Below are 3,884 nucleotides of genomic sequence, written 5' to 3' on the forward strand. Positions count from 1 at the left end.
CTTCAAATGTTGGCGCCGCCCCTCATCCGCCTGCCGGCACCTTCTCCCCGTATAGTGACGGGGAGAAGGCTCAGGACGGCCCCGCTCAGCTCTTGCTCGACGCCAGCACCAGCACCGGCTTTTCGCTGTAGAGCTTCGGGAACAGCGTCTTCAAATTCGCCACCTTCGGCAGGTCGTTGTAGACGATGTAGGGATAGGTCGGGTTCAGCGTCAGGAAATCCTGGTGGTAGTCCTCGGCCGGATAGAAGGTCTTGCCGGTCTCCAGCGTGGTGACGATCGGCTGGGAAAACACCTTGGCCTTGTCGAGCTGGGCGATGTAGCTCTCGGCCACCTTCTTCTGCTGGTCGTTGCCGGCAAAGATCGTCGAGCGGTACTGCGTGCCGTGGTCCGGCCCCTGGTAGTTGAGCTGCGTCGGATTGTGCGCGACCGAGAAATAGACCTGCAGCAGCTGGCCATAGGTCACCTGCGACGGGTCGTAGGTGATCTCGACCGACTCGGCATGGCCGGTGCTGCCGGTGCCGACGACCTCGTAGACGGCGTTTTCCTTGCTGCCGCCGGTGTAGCCGGACACCGCCTTGGTCACGCCCTTGACGTGCTGGAACACGCCCTGCACGCCCCAGAAGCAGCCGCCGGCGAAGACCGCCGTCTCGCTGCCGCTGGCAGCCTTCTCGTCCATTGCCGGCGGCGGGATCACCACCGCGTCCTCGGCCGAGACCGCCGGCGTCTGCCAGAACGCGGCGGCCGCGACGGTCAGGACGAGCGCGGCGAGCGCGCCTTTGGCGAAGGTCGACGATCGCTTCTGCTGTCGAATTGCGCTCATGTTGGAACTCCCTTGCTGCTGTTCACCATATACGAAATCGGCCGCCGCCGGGTTCTCACTTTGGCGTGCGTCGGCGGCAACTTATTGCGCTGGAGCCATCGCATCGACGGGCTTCATCGCATCGGTCACCGGCTTCATCGCATCCGTGGCCGGCTTCATTGCATCCGTCGCCGGCTTCATGGCATCGGCCGGCTTCATCGCCTGCGTGCTCATCGCATCGGTCGCCATGGCGTTGGCAGGCTTCATCGCGTCGGTCGCCGGCTTCATCGCGTCCGTTGCCGGTTTCATCGCCTCGGTGGCCATCGCGTTGGCCGGCTTCATGGCGTTGGTCGCGTCGTCGGCGCGGGCGCCGGCGGCGAACGTCGTGGTTGCGAGCGCGAAGGCGAGTGCGGTCAGGAATTTGGTCACGGGTATTCTCCTTGAGTTGTGGCGCGCGATGCGGGCCGGATGGTGCGCTGCCGCCTCATGCGGCATCGCGCGAAGAAGGATGATCAGTTCGCCGCGGCGGCCAGGATCGGCCCGCCGCCGGGTGTCTGCACCAGCACCGCGGTGTTGAGCCCGCCGCCATCGGCCGGCAGCGGCAGCGTCGTCGCCTCGCCGTTCCAGCGGCCGAGCCGCTGCAGCGAATGGACGACATTTGCATGCGGCAGGGTGCGGCCGGTGTTCTCGCCGCGCGCCACCGGCACCTCGACGACGCCGCGCCTGTAACGCACCAGCCAGACATCGGCCGCCCCGCCGGGCGCCGTGCCGGCGCCGATGCTCACTTTGCCGTCGCCGAGCGCAAGCGCCGGGCCCTTGGCCTGCGGGCTGGTCGAGATCAGCCGCTCGATCTCGCCGGGCGCGGCGCCGACCGCATCGGCGCTGCCGTTCACCACCACCTGCGGCGTGAACGGGCCGTCATGGCCGAGCGGCGGCTCGTAATTCACCTGGCGCTGGGTGAATTCCTGCCGGCCGAATGTGTCCTTCCAGCCGAGATAGTCCCAGTAGGTGACGTTGAACGACAGCGCCAGCACGCCCGGCTGGTCCTTGACCTTGATCAGATTGGCGTTGGCCGGCGGACAGGACGAGCAGCCCTGGCTGGTGAACAGCTCGACCACGGTCAGCGGCTGGGCCGACGCCGCGCCGGCGCTGGCGGCCAGCGCGATAAGGGCCGCGCCAGCGAGCCATGCCTTGCCGAGCGTTGTCTTTGATCCGGTCATGAGAAACAGTCTCCGTTGCGGCGGGTCATGCTCCCATTTCGCCGTGCCGGAGGGCTTCGTTACAGGCATCACCGGTTTGTGATTGAGAACCCTCAACGCGGAAAGCCGGCGGACAGCACCCCTGCTGTCCTCCCCGCATCTCCCCCCCCGCAAGCGGGATTGGCCAGCTCATCCGTCCGCCGCCTGGCTCCTTTCCTCTCCCTCCGGAGGAGGGAGAGGTGTCGCTGCGAAGCAGCGACGGAGTGGGGGAAGGCGGTTCCTAAATACGCCGCCGCCGACAATTCACCAATCAGGGCCAGGCATCACCCCGCCAGAAACAAAGACGCCGGCGCTGGTCGACCCCCACTCCGTCGAGCTTCGCTCGACACCTCTCCCCCGATCGACGGGGGAGAGGAAAGGCGCCCTTCATGCTCCCACTGGCTCTTCAATCCGGAAACTGGAGGGTGCCCTTCGAGTGCATGATCTCCCCACTTGGGGAGATCAGCTCATCACTGCGTCAGCACGGTGTTCGACGGCCGCTGGTTGAAGTCGCACTTGCCCTGGACGGTGTAGAAGAAGTCGGCGTTGCTGACGTCGGCCGGCACCGGGTTGCCGCCGTCTTCCCAGGCCTGGTAGCCGGTCTGGCCGCAGGGCACGGCGGTGAAGATGTCGACCGTCTGGCCGGTCGCGACCTCGGGCATGGTTGTGTTGCTGGTGCCGATGTAGAGCCGGTTCGAGGTGGCAGGGTCGTTGGACTTCAGCACCTTCGGGCTGCCCGAGGGCACGTCCATCTGCAGATAGAGGCTGTCCATCTGGCTGACGTCGATCACCGCGCCGGTGCCGTTGGCGGGATAGAACGTGTCGGCGCAGGTCGTCACGTATTTCTTGCTGCCGCTGGTCTGCGTGATCGCGCCGGTGGGCAGGCTGTTGAAGTTCTTCACCGTGGCGGTGGTGCAGACCTGCTGCTGGACCTTGGTCGTGGTGCTGCCGCTGATCGTGCTGACGATGGCGGTGCCGTAGCCCTTCGGGTCGCCGAAGCCGTTATAGGTGTAGGTGATCGTCATCAGCGGCTTGGCCACGGTGTCGCCGAACTTGGTGCCGTAGAGCGTCATCGTCTTGTTCCAGTAGCCGGACACTTTCGTCACCCTGAACGTCGTCTGCACCAGCGCCGGCCGCTTGCGCACCGCCGAGGTCACGCCGACCTGCACCGTGTCGACCTTGGCGATCTGCATGAAATTGGTCGGCATCGGATAGTGCGCCGAAGCCTTGGCGGTGGCGGTGCCGTCGGCCGCCACGACGAAGCTGTCGAGCGTCGCGCTGCCTTGCCCGCCATTGGCGGCGAAGCTCTGCTGCAGCGACTTCTCGCGGTCGGCCAGCGTGGTGGTCTTCGGCAGCGTGGTGATCGACAGGATCGCCGCGTCGAGCGCGTTCTGCATGTTGCTCTTCGTCTGCACCGCCGAGGTGTAGTCGACCGAGAGGCCGACGGCGAGCAGCAGCGGCACCAGGATCATGAGGAACACCGGCACGATCGAGCCGTCTCGCGAACGGACGAAATCGCTTGCGTATCGCAACATTCTCGAAGTCCCCCAAAGCCGTTGCCTGCCCAGCAGCGGCGGATCATGCGCCAAACTGGTGGATTAATGTTTAAGGCACGGCTTATTTAGGCGTGGCGCGGGTTGTGGCCGGGATTTGCCGGCACGAGCGCCTGCCGAACCCTCATCCGCCGGCGCCGCCCCTCATCCGCCTGCCGGCACCTTCTCCCCGTATAGTGACGGGGAGAAGGGGGCGGCCGCGATCTTCCCGCCCATCCTGCGCCGGCGATTGGCGAAATCGGCGACGGGAGCGCCCCCTCTCCCCGTCACTATACGGGGAGAGGATGCCGGCAG

The 3,884-nt window shown here is 66.1% G+C and carries 4 protein-coding genes; all 4 read right to left on the reverse strand.

The genetic code is table 11. From position 1 onward, the window contains the following. Positions 1–85: 85 nt before the first annotated feature. The 4 genes from msrA to EN780_RS29155 all read right to left on the reverse strand — a co-directional run bounded on the left by msrA (position 86) and on the right by EN780_RS29155 (position 3,572). Entirely contained in the window at positions 86–820 is a 735-nt protein-coding gene (gene msrA / locus EN780_RS29135) for a peptide-methionine (S)-S-oxide reductase MsrA (RefSeq protein ID WP_127391532.1), read from the reverse strand. Positions 821–901: 81 nt separating this feature from the next. Next, entirely contained in the window at positions 902–1,228 is a 327-nt protein-coding gene (locus EN780_RS29140) for a hypothetical protein (RefSeq protein WP_127391531.1), read from the reverse strand. Between the two features lie 83 nt (positions 1,229–1,311). Continuing rightward, positions 1,312–2,019 carry a DUF1223 domain-containing protein gene (locus tag EN780_RS29145; RefSeq protein ID WP_127391530.1) on the reverse strand — a complete coding sequence of 236 codons (708 nt, stop codon included), beginning with the start codon at positions 2,017–2,019 and terminating at the stop codon, positions 1,312–1,314. Between the two features lie 488 nt (positions 2,020–2,507). Next, positions 2,508–3,572: a TadE/TadG family type IV pilus assembly protein gene (locus tag EN780_RS29155; protein WP_127394308.1), complete on the reverse strand. Its 1,065-nt coding sequence runs from the start codon at positions 3,570–3,572 to the stop codon at positions 2,508–2,510. Between the last annotated feature and the right edge of the window lie 312 nt (positions 3,573–3,884).

The organism is Mesorhizobium sp. M4B.F.Ca.ET.089.01.1.1 (assembly GCF_004022605.1).
GTDB lineage: Bacteria > Pseudomonadota > Alphaproteobacteria > Rhizobiales > Rhizobiaceae > Mesorhizobium > Mesorhizobium abyssinicae.